Annotated in this window: 8 protein-coding genes; 1 reads left to right on the forward strand and 7 read right to left on the reverse strand. The window is 72.6% G+C overall.

Features of this window, described 5'->3' with window-relative positions:
- The 7 genes from ACWDX9_RS58065 to ACWDX9_RS58095 all read right to left on the reverse strand — a co-directional run.
- On the reverse strand, positions 1-260 hold a 260-nt coding region (locus tag ACWDX9_RS58065; RefSeq protein ID WP_449971896.1), incomplete at its 3' end, for a putative glycolipid-binding domain-containing protein.
- Positions 261-315: 55 nt separating this feature from the next.
- Positions 316-1,089, reverse strand: a complete 774-nt coding sequence (locus tag ACWDX9_RS58070) for a DUF1932 domain-containing protein (RefSeq protein WP_449971898.1) — start codon at positions 1,087-1,089, stop codon at positions 316-318.
- Positions 1,090-1,126: 37 nt separating this feature from the next.
- A complete protein-coding gene (locus ACWDX9_RS58075) occupies positions 1,127-1,888 on the reverse strand; it encodes an IclR family transcriptional regulator (protein ID WP_363972768.1) in 762 nt (253 codons plus the stop codon).
- 37 nt (positions 1,889-1,925) lie between these two features.
- On the reverse strand, positions 1,926-2,516 hold the full coding sequence (locus ACWDX9_RS58080; protein ID WP_350739434.1) for an RraA family protein: 591 nt from the start codon (positions 2,514-2,516) through the stop codon (positions 1,926-1,928).
- 12 nt (positions 2,517-2,528) lie between these two features.
- On the reverse strand, positions 2,529-3,521 hold the full coding sequence (locus tag ACWDX9_RS58085; RefSeq protein WP_449971901.1) for a tripartite tricarboxylate transporter substrate binding protein: 993 nt from the start codon (positions 3,519-3,521) through the stop codon (positions 2,529-2,531).
- 27 nt (positions 3,522-3,548) lie between these two features.
- Entirely contained in the window at positions 3,549-5,060 is a 1,512-nt protein-coding gene (locus ACWDX9_RS58090; RefSeq protein ID WP_449971904.1) for a tripartite tricarboxylate transporter permease, read from the reverse strand.
- A complete protein-coding gene (locus ACWDX9_RS58095; protein ID WP_449971907.1) occupies positions 5,060-5,629 on the reverse strand; it encodes a tripartite tricarboxylate transporter TctB family protein in 570 nt (189 codons plus the stop codon). The genes ACWDX9_RS58090 and ACWDX9_RS58095 overlap by 1 nt, the downstream gene beginning before the upstream one ends.
- Before the next feature lie 113 nt (positions 5,630-5,742).
- On the opposite strand from ACWDX9_RS58095, the gene ACWDX9_RS58100 reads away from it, so the two are divergent.
- Entirely contained in the window at positions 5,743-6,180 is a 438-nt protein-coding gene (locus ACWDX9_RS58100; RefSeq protein ID WP_449971910.1) for a hypothetical protein, read from the forward strand.
- Positions 6,181-6,197 lie beyond the last annotated feature (17 nt).

Consider the following 6,197-nt stretch of genomic DNA (forward strand, 5'->3'; position numbering starts at 1 on the left):
GTGCCCGCGCCGCCCGCCACCTCGGCCAGGGTCGTCGCGGTCTCGTCCAGCAGGCCGTCGTCCCATTCGCGCGAGGGCCAGCTCGCGTCGAGCTCGATGACGTAGTCGACGACCCAGGTGAAGCCCTCCTCGACCGCGGTCGTGCACCCCTCGACGCGGTGCCCGTCCGGCAGCGGCCGGAAGTAGACCACCTCGAAGCCGGTGCGCGCGTCGAGGTGCCGCCAGGCCGCGGTGTCGGGCGGTGGCGTGAAGGTCGTCATGGCCGGATCATGTCATCGCGCACCGACAAAAAACGCCCACCGACAAAAAGCCGCGTCAGCCGGTGGACAGGCGGCGGAGGGTCTGCTCGGCCGCGCGGGTCATCTCGGCGGGCACGCCGAGGACGTCCAGGTAGGCGCCGGTGTCGCGCATCTCCATGGCCCGCCGTACGGCATGCGTACGAGTGCCCGTCAGGAACCGGTCGATGACGGCCTGGCCGTCACCCGCGAGCTGCTTGGCGATCTCGGCCCTGATCCAGTCCTCGTCCCCGGCCGCCCGCCCCGCCGCGACCGCCTCGCAGACCACGGAGGCCAGCCCCTTCATGAACACGCTGCGCAGCAGCTTGCGGCCCATGGCCGCCCCGGGAGGCCCGTCGAGGACCTCCACGGAGACCTCGCGCGGGCCGCCGAGCGGGCGGACGAGCCGGGCGATCGCGCCCGCCCCCGGCCCGCTGGCCAGCAGCGGGACCAGGTGCCCGTGCAACGGCACCGGGCCCAGGATCGCCACGTCGGCGAAGTCGGCGCGCTCGCCGACCATCCGGCCGAGCCGCTCCATGACCTCCGGGGAGGCCGAGGTGAAGTCGGCGTAGCAGGCGCCCCGCGCCAGGTGGGGCAGGCACTGCTCGGCCACGGAGGGAGCCGCGGCGGCCCCGGTCAGGACGAGCACGTACGCGGCCTGCTCGACGGCCTCCCGCAGGGTCGCCGTCCTGGTGACGCCTTCGGGGGTGGGGGTGTCGCCGGGGTCGTACCCGAGCACTTCGTGCCCGGCGGCGGCGAGCGCGGCGGCATAGACGCCGCCCGCCTCGCCCAGTCCGATGACGGCGCAACGCATGATCAATCTCTTCAGTCCTCTTATATGTGAACCATGGCTAAAGGTCGCGCGCCCGGCCGAGCGCGGCGGCGGCGCGGCGCAGCTCGGGCACCCAGCCGAGCATCTCGCTCTCGGGGTGGCGCTCGGCGGGGCCGGAGATGCCCACCGACGCCATGGAGTGGCCGTCCGGGGCCGGCACGGGCGCGCTGATGCCCGAGCTCCCGAGCACGCGTTCGTTCATGGAGAAGTGGTAGCCGCGTTCCCTGATCTGCTCCAGCTCGGCCCGCAGGTCGGCCTCGCTGACCGGCTTGCCGCCCGCGGTGCCCAGGTCGCGGACCGCGGCCATCAGGGCGTCGAGCTCGTCGTCCGGCATGGCCGCCGCGAGCACCTTGCCCGCGCCCAGGTGCAGCGGCAGCCGGCGGCCGATGGGGAGCTGGTAGCGCAGCGGGTCGGCGCCGTCGACGCGGGCGATGACGATGCGTTCCAGGCCCGACCTGATGTGCAGCGTCGTGGTCAGGCCGGTGGTGGCGGCCAGCTCCTGGAGCACGGGGGTGGCCGCGCGGCTGAGGCCGTCGGTGACGAGGAAGCCGTGGGCGATGGCGAGGGCGGCCGGGCCGAGGTGGTAGGCCTGCTGCCCGGCGACCACGAACCCGCGCCGCTGCAGCACCCCGAGCAGGCGCAGCGTCGTGGCCGGGGACAGCCCGGCCCGCCGCGCCACCTCCGACAGCCGCAGCGGCTTGTCGCTGCGCTCCAGCACCTCGATCACGTCGAACGCGCGCTCGACCGAGCGCATGGACGGCTGCGGCTGTCCGGCGGTCATCGGCGGAACCCTTTCTCGCACGCGGATGAACCTGTCGTCACGCGGATTCAAGGATGGCAGCCCGTTTGCCCTCCTCGGTCACGAAGACGGCCTCGGCCGCCTGCGCGACCCGCTCGGCCTCGGCGAGCGGGACGACGACCACGCCGTCGGCGTCACCGAGGATCAGGTCGCCCGGCGCGACGGCGACGCCGCCGACCGCGACGGTGCGGCCGAGGTGGCCGGGCCCGTTCTTGTACGGCCCCGCGGGCGTCACCGCGCGGGCGAAGACGGGCATCCCCATCTCCCCGAGCCCGTCGGCGTCCCTGACGGCCCCGTCGATGACGAACCCGGCCACACCCTTGTTCTTGGCGCGCTGCCCGATCAGCTCGCCGATCAGCGCCCGGGACTCGTCGCCGCCGCCGTTGACCACGATGACGTCGCCGGGTTCGACGACGTCGAGCGCCTGGTGGATGAGCGCGTTGTCACCCGATCGGGTCCAGATGGTGAAGGCGCGCCCGGCCACGCGGGCGCCCGGCCAGATGGGGCGGATCCGGGAGTCGAGGACGCCGAGGCGGTCCATGGCGTCGCCGATGTTGGCGGTGGGCAGGGCGGCCAGCCGGGCCAGCGCGTCCTGGGAGGTCTCGCTCATTGAAGGCGCCTTTCAGCTCTTGGTGTTGCGGACGAGGGGGAGGGCCTGCTTGACCGTGGTCTCCTGGTCGGCCCAGTACGTGCTGTAGTCCTGGCCGGACTTGTACGCGGTGGCCAGGCCGAGGTCCTTCATCTTGGCGACGACCGCCGGGTCCTCGATCGCCTTCTTCAGGGCGCTTTCGAGCTTGACGCGGACCTCGTCCGGCAGCCCGGCGGGCGCCGAGTAGCCGCGGGCGGTTGCCCCCTCGACCTGGAAGCCCTGCTCGGCGAAGGTGGGCGCGTCCGGCAGGAACGGGCTCCGCTCGGCCGACATGACGCCGAGCACCTGGATCTTGCCCTGGGCGACGAGGTCCTTGACGTCGCTGACGTTGCCGACGTACGCCTCGACGTGCTTGCCGAGGAAGGCGGCGATGGCCGACGACGCACCCTCCGAGAAGTGCACGGGCGCGAACTCCGCCCCGGTCTTCTGCTGGATGTCGGCCAGGGCGAAGTGCTCGCCGGTCTGCACCCCGGTCGTGGTCGCGGTGACGCTCTTCGGCTTGGCCTTGACCGCCTCGATCAGGGCTTTCAGATCCTTGTACGGGCTGCCGGGCGCGACCCCGACCAGCATCGGGTCGAGCACCTGCATGCCCAGCGGCAGGAAGCTCTGCCGGGTGTAGGTGGCGCCCCGGCTCGGGTCGAGGGGCGAGACGACGACGGACGGCGAGCCGGTGGCGCCGATGGTGTAGCCGTCGGGCTTGGCCTTGGTGAGCGCAGTGTAGCCGATCTGTCCCCCGGCGCCCGGCTTGTTGAGCACTTCGACGTTCGTACCCAGCTCCTTCTCCAGGACGGGTGCGACCACGCGGGCCGCCGCGTCGACGGCCGCCCCGGGCGCGAACGAGACGATCAGCGTGACCGGCTTCCCCTTGCGCGGCCAGGCGCCCGCGGCGCCGCCGGACTGCTGGGCGCCGCACGCGGCGAGCGCCGTCGCCACGGCCATGGCCGTAGCTGCGATCTTGACTTTCACGATGACTCCTTATGGGGGGTGTTGGCCTCAGGCCTCGGGGTCCTCGGCCAGGACGGCGGGTTTGCGCAGCCCCAGCAGCCGGCTCAGCAGCGGGCTCAGGGCGATGGCGAGCGCGATCACCAGCAGGACGACGCAGATCGGACGGGTCAGGAAGACGGTGAGGTCGCCTTGCGACAGCTCCAGCGACTCGCGCAGGGAACGCTCCATGAGGGGCCCGAGCACGAGGGTGAGCACCAGGGGCGCCAGGGGGATGTCCAGGCGGCGCAGCACGAGGCCGAGCAGCCCGAAGGCGACCATGACGAACACGTCGAAGACGGAGAAGTTGATCGTGTACGCGCCCACGACCATGAACGTGAGGATCAGCGCGGTCAGCACCGGGTACGGGATGCGCAGGATCGACGTCCACACCCGCACCAGCGGCACGTTGAGCACCAGCAGGATGACGTTGCCGACGAACAGGCTGGCGATGATCCCCCAGGCGACGTCGGCGTGCTCGGCGAACAGGGTCGGCCCCGGCGTCAGCCCCTGCTGCAGGAACGCGCCCATGAGCACGGCGATCGTCGGTGAGGCCGGGATGCCGAGGGTGAACAGGGGCACGAGCGCGCCGTTCGCGTGCGCGTTGTTGGCCGTCTCCGGCCCCGCGACGCCCTCCACCGCGCCCGACCCCAGCTCGGCGCGGTGCCTGCTGAACCTGCGCTCCGCGCCGTAGGCGAGCAGCGAGGAGACCGAGCCGGTCATCCCGGGGACGAGCCCGAGCGCGAACCCGATGCCAGTGCCCCTGGCGATCGCCGGAACGCTGCGCCGCAGGTCGGCACGGCCCGGCAGGAGCGCCCGCAGCCCTGGGGCCACCGCCTGGGCGGTACCGCCCCTGGCCGCCACGAGGATCTCCGACAGGCCGAAGAGCCCGATGATGACGGCGACGAAGCTGATGCCGTCGAGCAGGCGTTCGCTGCCGAAGGTGAACCTCGGCGCCCCGGCCACCGGGTCGATGCCGACCATCGAGATCAGCAGGCCGAGCACGCCGGAGATGAGCGCCTTGGTCATCGAGCGGCCGGCGAGCGCGACGAGCAGGGAGATGCCGAGCACCATGAGCGCGAAGAACTCCGGCGGCCCGATCCGCAGGCCCAGGTCGCCGAGCGGCTTGGCGGCGACGACGAGCCCGACGGTGGCGACGGTGCCGCCGACGAACGAGCCGAGCGCCGCGATGGTGAGCGCCACCCCCGCGCGGCCCTGCTTGGTCATGGCGTAGCCGTCGATCGTGGTGATCGCGGAGGCGGCCTCGCCCGGGGTGTTGAGCAGGACGCTGGTGATGGTGCCGCCGTACTGGGTGCCGTAGAAGATGGCGGCCAGCATGATGATGGCGCTGGTCGGGTCCAGGTTGAGGGTGAGCGGGATGAGCAGCGCCACCCCGGCGACGGGCCCGATGCCCGGCAGGACCCCGATCAGGGTGCCGAGCAGGCAGCCGATGAACGCGTACAGGAGGTTCTGCGGCGACAGGGCCGTGGCGAGCCCGCCGAGCAGGTCGGCCAGGACGTCCATCACAGGCCCCAGCCGGCCAGGAGCGGGATCGCCGACGGCGGCAGCTGCACCATCAGCCCCTGGTCGAAGCCGTGGTAGATACCCACGCTGCCGGCGAGGGAGAGCACGAGCGACAGCGCCCAGCTCCGGCCCGCGCGCCACTTGAGGTGGAACATGAGGAACACGAACACGCTGATCTGGTAGCCGGCCAGGTCCATGACGGCCGCGAGCACCACCAGGCTGCCGAGCACGGCGGCGGCGTGGCCCACGTCGGTGCGCTCGGCCGGGCCGTCCTCATCCGCACGGGCCCGCCTCGTCTGGGCGGCCCAGGCCAGCGCGAGCAGCCCGAGCGCGATGGCCAGCACGAACGGGAAGAACCCCGGCCCGGGACCGAACGAGGTCCACAGGCCGAGCCCCAGGGATTCGACGGCGACGTAGAACGCGAGCGCGACGAGGACCACTTGCGCCCCCGCTCTCAGCCTCGCATCGGAAGCCCGCGCGGCCGCGGCCTGGTCGTCGGGGGCGGGGGCATGCTCGGCGAACGCCTGTTCATGGCTCATGGGGGTGTAGCCGCCTTCCAGTCTTTTCACACAGTGAAAAGTCTTTCCATTTCATGACAAGCGTGCTGGGAGGCGTGCGGACATGTCAAGGGTTACGCGGAGGTTTCCGGTGATGACCGGAAGGTGACGTAACGCGTCAGGCGGTGACACCCGCGTCGACGGAGACGGCCGCGCCCGTGATGGCGCGGCCCCCGTCCCCCGCCGGCGTCGACGCCGCGCTCCTGGTGGCCCTGGTGACGTCGGCGGCCGCCCTCGTGGTGCACCAGGCCGAGGAGCTGCTCGATCACCACCGCTCGTTCGCCGCGCCGGCCGCCTCCGGGGTGCCGGAGCGGGCGCTGGGCGGGGTCCTCGTACGGCAGGCGGTCATCGCCGCGCTGCCGATCTGCGTCGTGGCGGCGGTCGCGGGAACCTTGGCGGTGATCGTGCCCCTCGCCGACCACTACCAGGTGGGGTGGCTCGGCTGGGCGGCCGGCAGGGCCGTGGCCATGGCGGGCATCGGGGTTCTCGCCGCGGTGCTCGTTGCCCTGGCGGCACGCCCGCTGCTGCGCGACACGCTCCGCCTGGAGAGGCTGCGCGCCTGAGAGGTGCCGGCGCGCCG

The organism is Nonomuraea sp. NPDC003201 (genome assembly GCF_053590415.1).

Bases quoted from the DNA above. Each gene is read 5' to 3' on its own strand.
- ACWDX9_RS58090 (WP_449971904.1), bottom strand. From the start codon at position 5,060: ATGGACGTCCTGGCCGACCTGCTCGGCGGGCTCGCCACGGCCCTGTCG.
- ACWDX9_RS58070 (WP_449971898.1), bottom strand. From the start codon at position 1,089: ATGCGTTGCGCCGTCATCGGACTGGGCGAGGCGGGCGGCGTCTATGCC.
- ACWDX9_RS58075 (WP_363972768.1), bottom strand. From the start codon at position 1,888: ATGACCGCCGGACAGCCGCAGCCGTCCATGCGCTCGGTCGAGCGCGCG.
- ACWDX9_RS58080 (WP_350739434.1), bottom strand. From the start codon at position 2,516: ATGAGCGAGACCTCCCAGGACGCGCTGGCCCGGCTGGCCGCCCTGCCC.